This window comes from Xanthomonas sp. NCPPB 3582 (assembly GCF_041475735.2).
GTDB classification, from domain to species: domain Bacteria; phylum Pseudomonadota; class Gammaproteobacteria; order Xanthomonadales; family Xanthomonadaceae; genus Xanthomonas; species Xanthomonas codiaei.
In genome coordinates this window covers 893799-906474 of sequence record NZ_CM192968.1, presented here as the reverse complement: position 1 = coordinate 906474, position 12676 = coordinate 893799, and the positions used below count along the sequence as shown (strand labels likewise).

Genomic DNA, 12676 nt, shown 5'->3' with positions numbered 1-12676 from the left:
GCGGAGCGCCGATGGTGCGGACAGAGGCGGCCGTCAAGCAACGTCGGCGGAAAATTCGGCCTTCAAATCAACGATGCCCCAGAACTGCATGGGACGACTGACATCCAGCAAGATGGCATCATAGCGCCTATCCAGGGGCACCAACTCGCCGAGCGGATCGCCGCTCGATATCCCCAATGACACCATGTAGTGCCCCTCATTGACGCTCAGCGGCAATGCGAAATGGCAGGTAACCACATCGCCTGCCCGTGGAGAAAGCGTCTTCCGCCCGTCGCTCGCCAAAAATGAGTTGGTCCCATAGAGGAACAGCCCTTCGAGCGTCTTCAACAGCAGACCTGGGACCACGTTGTCGAAGTCACGCTCGAAAACAATCTTCATGTGGAATTTCGTGATCGCACCGCTGTCGATACGCGCGGGAAAACGCTCACCACTACTCGTCACCGCATAATCGACGATCTTCGCTCCGCCCTGCCCCCAGCGGTGCTCGTTTCGGTTGTACCCAGGGCGAGTGTGGAATACGTCATCGATGCTTTCGCCTGGGATCGCTTCGATCGGAACGTCCGCACGCGCAGGATCCGAACTGCTCTTTCGACCAAAAAGCTCGTCCAGATACAGATTGGAAACTTCACGCGCCGGGCCGTCGGCATAGACGCCGCCATCCTTGATGAATAGCACGCGCTCGCAGTGCTTGACGATGTCACCTACTGCGTGGCTCACCAGGATCAACGTGGTCCCCTGCTCCTTGAATTCCTGCACGCGCTTGAAGCACTTCGCCTGAAAATAGGCGTCTCCCACAGAGAGCGCCTCATCGACGATCAGCACGTCGGGACGGAACGCCGTCGCCACGGCGAACGCGACCCGAACCTGCATTCCGCTAGAGTAGGTCCGCACTGGCGCATCGAAGTACTCGCCAACCTCGGCAAACCCCTCGATGCCGGGCATGGCCACATCGATTTGCTGTTGGGAGTACCCCATCAAACCTGCTGAATGGTAGGCATTCTGCCTGCCTGTCAGGTCCGGATTAAATCCCATACCCAGCTCCAGGATCGCCGCGATTCGCCCCGCCCGGTCAATGACTCCTTCAGTAGGCTGCACGGTTCCCGTGATCAGCTTCAGTAGCGTACTTTTCCCCGCACCATTGCGCCCCACCACGCCAACGGATTCTCCCGCCTTGATCGAAAACGACACATTGCGCAGGATCCAATGCTCTTCACGCGCATGCACTGGAGCACCGAACCAACTGGCAGCTCGCAACCATTGACTGCTCCAGACCCTATAGGCCTTGCCGACGCCCTCGACACGCATCACGACATCGCTCATAGCGCATCCACCATTTCCTGACTGGCACGTCGGAACACCACCAGCGACATCAGTCCCAATATCGCAGTGGCCGCACACAGCGGCATCAACGAGCGCCAATCCGGAGTTGTGCCGTAAAGCAGTACCTGCTGATACGCAGTCACTAGCGGAAACAGAGGATTGAGTTTGAAGACCTTGGCGACATCCTCGGGAAGAATGCTGATGTTGTAGACGATAGGGGTCAGCCAGAAAAGCGCTTGCAGCACCACTGGCACGACCTGGGCGATGTCGCGCATGAATACATTGAACACCCCCAGCAACAAACCCACCGACATTGCAAAGGTCAATGTCAGCACCAACAGGAACGGCAACCAAAGGACCTGCTGCCCCGGATAATGCCCAAGTATCGCAAACACGATGAAGATTGCGAGCAGCAGCAAAAGGTTATTCACCAGCATTGCTCCTGCGGCGATGAAAGGAAGACATATCCTTGGGAAAGCCATTTTTTTCATCAGATTCCCATTCTCCACGAACAGCGAGACGCATTTATTTATGGTCTCGTTAAACATGCTCCAGCATAGCGTTCCAGACATCAGGTACAACGCATAAGCATATTTATTGTCGATTCCAGGCAGTTTGGCTGACAGTACCTCTGAGAGGATCGTAGCGAAGATCAGCACCTGCATCAGTGGATGAATAATCATCCACATCGCACCAAGCTTGCTTTGAATAAAGCGCATCCTCAACTCGTTCTTGATGGAAGAGAAGATGAAGTATCGGTATACCCATAGGGGTCGCAGCAGGTCTTTCATGAAATTAAGCTTACCGAAGAGAGCGGGGTCAGGATTGCCACGATCACAAAAACCGCAAGAGGGAGGCCGAAAAGGATGACCGTCACGGGCAAACCACCTCTCCTGGCCGTGGCGAGAAAATCGATGGATCAGCCTGCCGCTGCCACAACAGTGCACGGACGATACTCAATAAGCGCAGCGCAGATTGCTGAATCTCCACATCGCCCCCCAGGGTCGGCAGGATCGCCGTGTTCGCACTGACTCCCTGGCTCTTGAGCAGATTGAGGTCGGCAACCCCCGCAACCAGGACGCGATCGCATCGCCTGAGCGCACGAATCAGCACTGGCTCCCAAGGATCCGATACGGCAACCTTACGCAACAGCACAACGACAATCCGGCCTTGATCGAGCTGATCCTCCAACAGGCCAGCGAACCAATGCTGACGATGCAGGATGTCAGGATAATCGATTACCACCGCATTGGTCAGCTGATGGCCGATGTCAGGAAGGGATCGGATTGCGCAAGGGCGCGGCTCAGACGGAGATTCCAAGCCTGCGGGCATCGTCGAGTCTGAAGATACGATCGATGCGTCGATCTCAAATAGCGCTAAATCGCCAGCTAGGCCCCGACTGAGCTCAGCGAAAACGCCACCCGAGCTGTGGTCCGGCGAGGAGGGCGCAACCCAGGCGATGAGAGGCGTGGCAGTGCGAATAGGCCGAGCCCACAGATCGCGAACAAACGCCAAGAGCCGGTGCGCCACATCCGCCCATCGGAAGTGGCGCTGCAGGAGCTGTTGACCACGACGGGTTCGCTCGTGGCGCTGCTCGGCGGGGAGGCGATGCACTTCGCGCAAGAGCCGGCTTAGCCCCGACCGGGAGGGTTCAGCCCAGACCGAGTGGGGGAGACCAAATACCGTTTCGGCAGGCGCGAACGTGTAATCAATTAACCAGGCGGTCTGGTCGTTGCAAAAATCGCATTGACCACCCCACGCAGTGGTGATGACAGCCAGACCAGACAACATAGCCTCTGCCAACGGCAGCCCGAAGCCCTCGGCCCGGCTGGGAGCAACCATCACGTCGCACTGCGAGTAAAGACGTTTCAAGCTGGCACTGTCGATATCTTCCTCGATCAGAACCACATGAGGAAAGTCGGCCCGGGCGCGACGTGCTTCATGCAGCAAGCGACGAACCTCGTTCTGAGGGTTGGCGAAGGTCTTGATGATCAGCGACACGTCGTCACGATCGCTGAAGGCATCGCCGTAGGAGTGCAACAGGACGTCCACACCCTTGCGAGGAAGGCAGGAAGACACATGGAGAAAACTGAAACCACGCCGCTGCAACGAATGACCCTCTGCAGCAGCAATTGATTCCCAGTGATCCACCCCGGCGCCACAGACGCCGAGCGGGATCGCGACCCCACTGTCCACCAACGTCTTGACCACATGTGTGGACAGCGCGGAGATGCCTTGGACGAACTCGTTGAAATCGGCAACCCAAGCCTCAGGAACGGCCGATTCTTCCCAGGCATAGGCATGCAGCAGGTTGAAGCGGGATTCCATGTCGGCAATGCGAGGCGGATACAGCAGCCTGCTGCATACATCGGCCGCAACCGGCACGCTTCCAGAAGCGCGCGAATGAAGCCGCGCAATCTGCTGATCGGAAGCGAGGAATTCTGGGTCGGCGTCGAAGTCTCCCGAGCCATCGGTCGAATGCAGGAGCACATCCAGCCCCTGCGCATCAAGCGCACGCGCCAGTTCACGGTTCACCAGGGCGAGGCTATAACTGCTGTCGAACGGCCCTTCGACACGCCACGAGGGGAGCTGGGGGAGTGGATGTTGCCTTCGCAACACGTCGCGCACCAGATCTTCGTTTGCATCCATGGCGACGGCCACTTGCACCAGGTCCGTATCCGCAACTGGCACGCGGCCGCCGCATGCGTGCGCCAAGTCCGTGACGAGCGCAGCACGCGTTTTCTGCAACGCCTCGCTCGTCTCTCGCCAGCCCCACTTGGCGGCCGGATGTAACTGGCCGCAGGCCTCGAACGCATCTAGCGCGCGCGACGCACTGCCTGCCCATGAGAATGCACGGGCGCGTTGTGGCCCATGGTGGCGGAGGCTGCGCGCAAAGTCTGTGTCTTCCAGAACGCGCCGCATCGCTTCAGCGATAGCCGCAGGATCGGTCGGATCGAACAAGGCATCGTCGCGCCCGATCACCTCCGGAATGCTACTGGCCCGTGCACCAATCACGGCAGTTCCACAGGCCATCGCCTCAAGCATCGGCAGGCCGAATCCTTCCTGCAAAGAAGGCAGGACAAACAGCTCAGCACCGCAATACAGTTCGACCAGCGACTGATCAGTCACGTGTCCCGTACAGACGATCCGGTCCGCCGACAACTTCAATCGACGCGCAACTAGCGCAAGCCGCGCGCGCTCCAACTCGTCCAGGTGACCGGTGACCACCAGTTGATAATGTTCCTGCTTCTGTTGACCCAGCAGCGCATAGGCTGCGATCAGGGCCTCCAGATTCTTGCGAGGATCCATTGCCCCGCTGTACATCAAGTACCTGCCGACAATCCCATGCTCGTGCGCAAATCTTCCGCGCAGCGTGTCATCTACATGAATCGGCCTAAAGATCTGCGAGGCCGCAGATGAGATATTGACGACACGCTCCGGCGCAACCGACAACCGTTCGATCGCATCGTTCCGCACGTAATCGGAGATCGAGAGCAATACGTCGGCACGCTGCAGCGAGGCAACCTTGTCTGCGTACCATTCTGCAGCCCATGGGCTGGCGATGTATCGCGGATCGTGTAGCGGGATGAGGTCGTACAAGGTTGCAGCAGTGCACGCCCCCCCCGCCCTGCGACCGATGGAGGTCACCGCTCCATCGCTGGCACCCTCGATCACGCTGGTGACGTGGACGATATCCGGCTGCAAGGCCTGCAGGAATGACTCACGCATATGCTCGGAGGCGGTTCGCCGCCACGCGTTTGCCGGATCGCGCCAATGCACGGGCTGGGCGGTGCGGAACGCCACTACGCGCTCGCGTGGCAACAGAGCGGCAAGCGAATCGATCGCGTCGCTAGCAATGTCGCCATTGATAACCAACCAGAACTCATGCGCGCGCGGCTCACGCAGCATCGCCTCAGCCAGCGCGAGCGAATATCGCCCGATTCCCCTATGCCTGCTGGCGGTCTGGGCTGCCTGTAGATCGATGGCGATGCGCACGACTCAATGATCCCTGGCGGCCATCGCCCGACGCAAATCTTCGTAGATCCGGGCGGCACGCGCAGTCATGCGTTCTTGGGGCGCCAGACCGTTTGCCCTCCCGTTGATCGCTAGGTGACCGTGCCCCATCAGGCCGCCCAACCCGAAACGTACCCCGAGGCGTTTGATCGCCATAAGTGAGCCCGGTGTCGCCGACAATGCACGCATCAACAGGCGTTTCAGCGACGGTCGCACAAGGACGTAGCGGATTGCTCCAGCCAAGACCGCGCGTAGAAACCCAGGGCTCGGCAAAAGTCGCGACATGTACGCCTTCATTTAACCACTGCCGATTCGCGCGATAGGCGACAGGTTTTCGACACGTCGATGCATTGTTTAGCGTGCAAGCGCCCGCTCCAGATCTCCGCGCAAATCCCCCACATCCTCCACTCCCACACTCAACCGCACCAGCGCATCGCTGATGCCCAGCTGGTCGCGGCGGGCCACCGGGATGGAGGCGTGGGTCATGACGGCGGGATGGTTGACCAGGCTCTCCACGCCGCCGAGCGATTCGGCCAGGGTGAACAGTTCGGTCTTCTCGCAAAAGCGCTTCGCTGCCTCGAAGCCGCCCTTGAGGACGATCGAGACGATGCCGCCGAAGCCGGACATCTGCCGCTGGGCCAGTGCGTGTTGCGGGTGCGAGGCCAGGCCGGGGTAGATCACCTTTTCGATCGCGGGGTGGGTTTCCAGCCACTGCGCCAGCGCCAGGGCGTTCTCGCAATGGGCGCGCATGCGCAGCGGCAAGGTCTTCAATCCACGTAACGCGAGGAAACTGTCGAACGGGCCCTGCACGCCACCGATGGAGTTCTGCAGGAAGGCCATCTGCTCGGCAAGTTCGGCGTTGTCGCCAACCACAGCGATGCCGCCCACCATGTCCGAGTGGCCGTTGAGGTACTTGGTGGCCGAATGCACGACGATGTCTGCGCCTAGGCTCAGCGGGCGCTGCAGCATCGGCGAGGCAAAGGTGTTGTCGACCACGATCAGCAGTTCATGCTTGCGTGCGATCGTCGCAATGGCGGCGATATCGACCAGCTTGAGCATCGGGTTGGTCGGGGTTTCGATCCACACCATCTTGGTGTCGGGGCGGATCGCCGCTTCGAAGGCGGCCGGGTCGGTCAGGTCGACGAAGCTGAAATCCAGGCCGGCGGTGCGGCGGCGCACGCGTTCGAACAGGCGGAAGGTGCCGCCGTACAGGTCGTCCATCGCCACCACGTGGCTGCCGGCATCCAGCAGTTCCATCACGGTGGAGGTGGCGGCCATGCCGGAGGCGAACGCGAACGCGCGCGTGCCGCCTTCCAGCGCGGCCACGCAGCGTTCGTAGGCGAAACGCGTCGGGTTGTGCGTGCGCGAATACTCAAAGCCCTGGTGTTCGCCGGGGCTGGATTGCGCATACGTGGACGTGGCGTAGATCGGCGGCATCACCGCGCCGGTGCTAGGATCCGGCGACTGCCCTCCATGGATCGCCAGCGTTGCAAGCGACAGCGCGCGCTCGCCGTCTTGGCTATGAGTGGTGCGGTTGGACATGGAGGTTCCCGGAAAAAGTGGGCGATTGTAACAAGCGGGTCTGAATGGCCCGTGCCGCACGTCTCATCGAAACGCGCGGCGTCACGGGGTCACTGCACGCGGCGGCGCAGGTAATTGAGCAGGTCGATACGGGTGATCAGGCCCAGGAACTGCTTGCCGTCCATGACGATAGCGACCTGGCCACGGTCGAATACCGGCAGCAGCGCTTCGATCGGCGAGGCCACATCCAGGCGATCGAGCTTGCTGACCATGGCGGTGGAGATCGGGTCGCGAAAGCGCGCCTCGTCGCCATACACATGCAGCAGCACGTCGCTCTCGTCGACGATGCCGACCAGCTCGCCGTCATCGATGACCGGCAGCTGCGAGACGTCGTACAGCTTCATGCGCTGGTAGGCGGTGGTCAGCAGGTCCTTGGGGCCGACCACGACGGTGTCGCGCTTGTTGTACGGGCGCAGGATCAGGTCGCGCAGGTCGCCGTGCTGCGGGCGCTCCAGGAAGCCGTTGTCTAGCATCCAGTAGTCGTTGTACATCTTGGACAGGTACTTGTTGCCGGTATCGCAGACGAACACCAGCACGCGCTTGGGCGTGGTCTGCTCGCGGCAGTACTTCAGCGCCGCGGCCAGCAAGGTACCGGTGGACGAGCCGCCGAGGATGCCCTCCTTGGCCAGCAGCTCGCGCGCGGTGTGGAAGCTCTCCGCGTCGCTGATCGAATACGCCTTCTTGACGCGGGTGAAGTCGGAGATATCCGGCAGGAAATCCTCGCCGATGCCTTCGACCAGCCAGCTGCCGGACTTTTCGCTGACCGTGCCCTCCTCGATGTACTGAGTGAGGATCGAGCCGACCGGGTCGGCCAGCACCAGTTCGGTGTGCGGCGAAGCGCTGGCGAAGGCGCGCGACAGGCCGGTCATGGTGCCGGAGCTGCCGCAGCCGAACACGATGGCGTCCAGCTGGCCGTCCATCTGGGCCAGGATCTCCGGACCGGTGCCGAATTCGTGCGCGGCCGGGTTGTCCGGGTTGCCGAACTGGTTGATGAAGTAGGCCCCGGGCGTTTCCGCAGCGATCCTGGCGGCCAGGTCCTGGTAGTACTCCGGGTGGCCCTTGGCCACGTCCGAGCGGGTCAGCACCACGTTGGCGCCCATGGCCTTGAGATTGAAGATCTTCTCGCGACTCATCTTGTCCGGCACCACCAGGATCAGCTGGTAGCCCTTCTGCTGCGCCACCAGGGCCAGGCCCAGGCCGGTATTGCCGGCGGTGCCCTCCACCAGGGTGGCACCGGGCTTCAGGTCGCCGCGCTGCTCGGCCGCTTCGATCATCGACAGGCCGATGCGGTCCTTGATCGATCCGCCGGGATTGTTCGCCTCCAGCTTGAGGAACAGCTCGCAGACGCCGGTGTCCAGGCGCTGGGCCTTGACGATCGGCGTGTTGCCAATCAGTTCGAGTACGGAGGAATGGATCGCCATCGGGATATCGTCGCTGCGCCACGCGGGCTAGACCGGGCATTATCCGACGAACGGCCGGAGAATGCTCATTCAGGCGTGAAGCGGTGTGGTGCGCCGATGAACAAGCGTGCTCAACCGCCCTGACTGGAGCCGCGCGCCCGCCAGGTAGCCGCCGCTACAACGAAAGACGCGGACGGTGGCAAGCCGACGAGGAGGCCGCCACCGCCCGCGACGGTGAACTTGTTCTAACGATGGGGAAGGATCAGTGCGTCAGCTGGTCGTACATCCGGGTGAGCTTTTCTTTGGCCTGCAACTTCTCGCGCTTCATCTGGCCCAAGGTCACGTCGTCGATCGGGAGCACCCCGAGTTCGGCATCCATGCATTTCTTGTTCAATAGCTTGTGGCGTTGGTAGAGCTGCTTGAACTCGGGATCGGACTTCATCAATGCGTCGATTTCGGTCTGCGGTTGCCCTTCGAACATGGCGTTACCTCCTTCACTTAAAACAAGAACGCCCCGGCCAGCAACGGCACGGGGCGCAGCTTGGGGATGGAAGACCAACGCGTTGCACAGGCCAACACATGGGCGAAACCACCACCAACCCTTCCACCCATTTGCGTCGTTGCGTGCCTCTGCGTCACTGGCCCGGCCCTCCGTACTTCCCGGGCGGCGGAGTTGCTGCCCGGAGGTACGACCCTACGCCGGTCGCGGAGGGGGTTCAAGGCCGAAACGACCGCTTTGGGCGTTCCCCGCATCAATCAGTGACCGCGGTTCAACCGGGCGTCATGCCCGGGTTAAAAGACCTTAACTTCCAACCACTTGCCATCAGGGCGCGACAACGACCTCAGCCGCCCGTGTCTTGCTGGCAGCGCCCTTGGTGCCGGTGACCTGCAGCCGCGAGGCCGCCACGCCGCCTGCCACCAGGGCGTCGCGCAGCGCTTCGGCACGCTTCTTGGCGGTGGCCGCATCGCTGTCGAAGCCGACGATGCTGACCCGGCCCTTCTTGCCGATGTTCAGGTACTCGGCCAGCGCCTTGGCCTGCCCGGCCGCATCGCCGGACAACGCCGCCTTGCCACCGAAGGCAGCACTGCCCAGCGAGAAGACCTCGCCCCGGGCGTCGAACTTGGCGGGCGGCAGCTTGGCCCCGGCCACCAGTTCGGCCTCCTCGTGCGCCAGCTGCACGGCTTTCTGTTGCGCGGCGTTGAGCTTGGCGGTCTGCTTGCCGGCCACGCTGCTCAAGGCCAGTTCGGCGTCCTGGCGCGCCAGCGCTTCCTGTTCCGCCGCCAGGCGGGCCTGCTCGGCGGCCTCGGCCTGGATCTGCGCCTGCACGCGCAGGCGCTCGGCCTCCTGCCGCGCACGCGAGGCGTCGCGGCGGCTGGCTTCGATCAGCAGGTCGTTGCGGGTGCCTTCCAGCCGGTCCAGCTCGCGCCGGGCCAGCGCGGTGCGCGCAGTGAGTTCGGCGATCTCGACCCGGCGGTCGGCCAGGAACAGCAATTCGTCGCGGTCGCGGCGCTTGGCCTCGGCCAGCGCGGCCACGGTCTGCTGCGCCTGCAGGCGCTCGTAGCGGGCCAGGTCGCTGGTCTGCGGATCGCTCTGCAGCACGGCCAGGCGCCGGTTCAGCGCATCGGCCTGCGGGTCGTCCTTGGCCGCGAAGGCCAGCGGCGGCAGCGTCGCCAGGCTCAACACACCCAGATACAGCAAGGGGCGCAGGTTCATCGGGCACCCTCCCCGGTGTTGAGGGTGGCCTGCAGCTGCGCCACTTCCTTGCGGCGTTGCTCCAGCTGGGCGCTGACCACGGCCTCCTCGCTGCGGGCCTTGGCCAGATCGGCATCGGCGGCGGCGCGCAGGGCCAGCTGCGGCACCTGCTTGCGCTGGCGCTTGTCCAGTTGCGCCTGCTGGGCCTGCATCAGCTCCTGGCGGGCCAGGTTGACCAGGTCCGGGGCGTACTGGTCGGCATCGGCCTGGGTGGCGCGTTGCACGGCCTGTTCGGCGGCGGTGAGCTCCGGTGCCACCTGGGCAGCGGCCGGAGAGGAAAGAACCATGAAACAGGCGATGCCATACAGGGATCGCCGCAAGTATGCGAAGCTAGCCGTCATTAGGGGAGCCGTAGCGAGAAGTCTCGAGCACGGCCATTGTCGGAAGCCTGCGGCGGACTTGCAACGAGACGCTGCTGTTTGTTGGGGAACCATTGCGCATGGATATCGGCTACTTCCTGAAGCTGATGACCGAAAAGAATGCCTCGGACATGTTCTTGACCACCGGCGCGCCGGTGTACATCAAGATCGAAGGCAAGCTCTACCCGCTCGGCAATACGGGGTTGCCGCCGGGAATGGTCAAGAAAATCGCTTATTCATTGATGGACGAAGGCCAGGTGCCGCAGTTCGAGCGCGAGCTCGAGCTCAACATGGCCATCGCCCTGCCCGACGCCGGCCGCTTCCGCGTGAACGTGTTCAAACAGCGCGGCGAGGTGGGCATGGTGATCCGTGCCATTCGTAGCCGGATCCCAAGCATCGAGGAGCTGAACCTGCCGCAGGTGCTCAAGGACGTCATCATGACCCCACGCGGGCTGGTGCTGGTGGTGGGCTCGACCGGCTCGGGCAAGTCGACCTCGCTGGCCTCGATGATCGACCACCGCAACAGCACCACCACCGGGCACATCCTCACCATCGAGGACCCGATCGAATACCTGCACAAGCACAAGATGTCGATCGTGAACCAGCGCGAGGTGGGCCTGGACACGCATGCCTTCCAGAGCGCGCTGAAGAACGCGATGCGCGAGGCGCCGGACGTGATCCTGATCGGCGAGATCCTGGATGCCGAGACCATGGAGGCCGCCATCGCCTTCGCCGAGACCGGCCATCTGTGCCTGGCGACGCTGCACTCCAACAACGCCGACCAGACCATCGAGCGCATCCTCAACTTCTTCCCGGAAAGCGCGCACAAGAACGTACTGATGAACCTGGCGCTCAACCTACGCGCGGTGATCTCCCAGCGCCTGGTCAAGGGAATGGACGGGCGCCGTCGGCCGGCGACCGAAGTACTGCTCAACACGCCGATGATCCGCGACCTGCTGCGCCGCGGCCAGGTGCACGAGGTCAAGGCGGCGATGGAAGAGTCGCTGGAAGAGGGCATGCAGACCTTCGACCAGTGCCTGTTCCGCATGGTCAAGAGCGGCGAGATCGAGCAGGAGGAAGCGCTGCGTGCTGCCGATTCGCGCGACGGGCTGGCGCTGAAGTTCCGCCTGTCCGAAGGCGGTTCCGGGGAGCACGACCCCTATGCCGACTATGAGGCGGCATCGGCACCGAAGATCAGCCACGGGTTTATCTGAGCGGTCTGGATGGCGACGAGCGGCCATCTTGTGGTGCTCAGGGCTGCTGACTCCTGAGCACTTTGGCGGCGCGGGCCTCTGCGGAAAGACTTTCATCGCGACGTCATTGCGGCAAGCCCCCTCATCCGGCGCTGCGCGCCACCTTCTCCCGCTTGCGGGAGAAGGGACGGCGGTGTGCGGGCAGTGGATTGGGGATGGTGCCTTCGAACCGTCCGGCGTTGCATCGCGGCATCGGCCAGCACCGCAACGACCCGGATAGGGTCAGATGCCTGGCTTACCCTTCTCCCGTGCTACGGGAGAAGGTGCCCGAAGGGCGGATGAGGGCCACAGCACCGTCCTCACACCACCGCATCCACCTGCATTTCGGGCCGGGCAGCATCGAAGGCCGGCAGTGCCAGACAAGCCTGCTCGATGCGTCGCAAGGTGGGATACGGCGCCAGGTCGACGTCGAACCGGTGCGCGTTGTAGAGCTGCGGAATCAACACGCAATCGGCCAGGCCCGGTGTATCGCCATGGCAGAAACGCCCGGTATGCGCGTCGCGCGCCAGCTGAGTCTCCAATGCAGCAAACCCGCGCTGCATCCAGTGCCGGGTCCACTGCAGGCGTTGCGCAGCGTCCAGCGCGAACTCGCGCTCCAGCAGCTGGGTGACACGCAGGTTGTTGAGCGGATGCACATCGCAGGCGATGAGCTGGGCCAGCGCGCGCACGCGAGCCCGCTCGGCGGGCGCAGATGGCAGCAGGGCAGCAGTGTCTGCGAACGCCTCTTCCAGATACTCCAGAATCGCCAGCGATTGCGCGATCACCACGCTGCCATGGCGCAACGTGGGCACCAGCTCCTGCGGATTGAGCTGCGCGTAGGCCGGCGCATGCTGCTCGCCGCCATCGCGCACCAGATGCACCGGATGGATGACATGATCCAGCGCCTTCAGCTGCAGGCCGATGCGCACGCGGTAGGCCGCGCTGGAGCGCCAGTACGAAAACAGCTCCAGGCCGGCGCTCATGCGGCACCGCCGCCAGTGCAGCCCGGGAGGGCGG

Annotated in this window: 10 protein-coding genes; 1 reads left to right on the top strand and 9 read right to left on the bottom strand. The window is 62.8% G+C overall.

Translation table 11 applies throughout. The features are described from left to right. Positions 1-33: 33 nt before the first annotated feature. The 8 genes from ACCQ05_RS03880 to ACCQ05_RS03845 form a co-directional block, all read right to left on the bottom strand. Positions 34-1320 carry an ABC transporter ATP-binding protein gene (locus ACCQ05_RS03880; protein ID WP_372392985.1) on the bottom strand — a complete coding sequence of 429 codons (1287 nt, stop codon included), beginning with the start codon at positions 1318-1320 and terminating at the stop codon, positions 34-36. Then, positions 1317-2111 (bottom strand): ABC transporter permease, encoded by a 795-nt coding sequence (locus tag ACCQ05_RS03875; protein ID WP_228961790.1) that lies wholly within the window; start codon positions 2109-2111, stop codon positions 1317-1319. The genes ACCQ05_RS03880 and ACCQ05_RS03875 overlap by 4 nt, the downstream gene beginning before the upstream one ends. An 82-nt stretch (positions 2112-2193) precedes the next feature. Next, entirely contained in the window at positions 2194-5316 is a 3123-nt protein-coding gene (locus ACCQ05_RS03870; protein WP_372392984.1) for a glycosyltransferase, read from the bottom strand. 372 nt (positions 5317-5688) lie between these two features. Further along, positions 5689-6876 carry a cystathionine gamma-synthase gene (locus tag ACCQ05_RS03865; protein ID WP_372392983.1) on the bottom strand — a complete coding sequence of 396 codons (1188 nt, stop codon included), beginning with the start codon at positions 6874-6876 and terminating at the stop codon, positions 5689-5691. Between the two features lie 89 nt (positions 6877-6965). Then, positions 6966-8336: a pyridoxal-phosphate dependent enzyme gene (locus ACCQ05_RS03860; protein WP_104540811.1), complete on the bottom strand. Its 1371-nt coding sequence runs from the start codon at positions 8334-8336 to the stop codon at positions 6966-6968. A 241-nt stretch (positions 8337-8577) separates the two neighbouring features. Beyond that, positions 8578-8796 (bottom strand): HP1242/YdcH family protein, encoded by a 219-nt coding sequence (locus tag ACCQ05_RS03855; RefSeq protein ID WP_019237985.1) that lies wholly within the window; start codon positions 8794-8796, stop codon positions 8578-8580. A 342-nt stretch (positions 8797-9138) separates the two neighbouring features. Next, a complete protein-coding gene (locus tag ACCQ05_RS03850; protein WP_372392982.1) occupies positions 9139-10029 on the bottom strand; it encodes a coiled-coil domain-containing protein in 891 nt (296 codons plus the stop codon). Next, positions 10026-10409 carry a DUF4398 domain-containing protein gene (locus tag ACCQ05_RS03845; protein ID WP_372392981.1) on the bottom strand — a complete coding sequence of 128 codons (384 nt, stop codon included), beginning with the start codon at positions 10407-10409 and terminating at the stop codon, positions 10026-10028. The genes ACCQ05_RS03850 and ACCQ05_RS03845 overlap by 4 nt, the downstream gene beginning before the upstream one ends. A gap of 98 nt (positions 10410-10507) precedes the next feature. Between ACCQ05_RS03845 and ACCQ05_RS03840 the strand changes: the two genes are divergently transcribed. Next, positions 10508-11641 (top strand): PilT/PilU family type 4a pilus ATPase, encoded by a 1134-nt coding sequence (locus tag ACCQ05_RS03840; RefSeq protein ID WP_372392980.1) that lies wholly within the window; start codon positions 10508-10510, stop codon positions 11639-11641. A 338-nt stretch (positions 11642-11979) separates the two neighbouring features. Here ACCQ05_RS03840 and maiA read toward each other — a convergent pair whose 3' ends face one another. After that, complete coding sequence (maiA, locus tag ACCQ05_RS03835; RefSeq protein ID WP_372392979.1) at positions 11980-12642, bottom strand: maleylacetoacetate isomerase; 663 nt, start codon at positions 12640-12642, stop codon at positions 11980-11982. Between the last annotated feature and the right edge of the window lie 34 nt (positions 12643-12676).

What these genes read in the sequence shown, in the direction of transcription:
- ACCQ05_RS03865 (WP_372392983.1), bottom strand. Translation starts at nt 6,876, where the DNA reads ATGTCCAACCGCACCACTCATAGCCAAGACGGCGAGCGCGCGCTGTCG.
- ACCQ05_RS03855 (WP_019237985.1), bottom strand. Translation starts at nt 8,796, where the DNA reads ATGTTCGAAGGGCAACCGCAGACCGAAATCGACGCATTGATGAAGTCC.
- ACCQ05_RS03850 (WP_372392982.1), bottom strand. Translation starts at nt 10,029, where the DNA reads ATGAACCTGCGCCCCTTGCTGTATCTGGGTGTGTTGAGCCTGGCGACG.
- maiA (WP_372392979.1), bottom strand. Translation starts at nt 12,642, where the DNA reads ATGAGCGCCGGCCTGGAGCTGTTTTCGTACTGGCGCTCCAGCGCGGCC.
- ACCQ05_RS03840 (WP_372392980.1), top strand. Translation starts at nt 10,508, where the DNA reads ATGGATATCGGCTACTTCCTGAAGCTGATGACCGAAAAGAATGCCTCG.
- ACCQ05_RS03845 (WP_372392981.1), bottom strand. Translation starts at nt 10,409, where the DNA reads ATGACGGCTAGCTTCGCATACTTGCGGCGATCCCTGTATGGCATCGCC.
- ACCQ05_RS03860 (WP_104540811.1), bottom strand. Translation starts at nt 8,336, where the DNA reads ATGGCGATCCATTCCTCCGTACTCGAACTGATTGGCAACACGCCGATC.
- ACCQ05_RS03880 (WP_372392985.1), bottom strand. Translation starts at nt 1,320, where the DNA reads ATGAGCGATGTCGTGATGCGTGTCGAGGGCGTCGGCAAGGCCTATAGG.
- ACCQ05_RS03875 (WP_228961790.1), bottom strand. Translation starts at nt 2,111, where the DNA reads ATGAAAGACCTGCTGCGACCCCTATGGGTATACCGATACTTCATCTTC.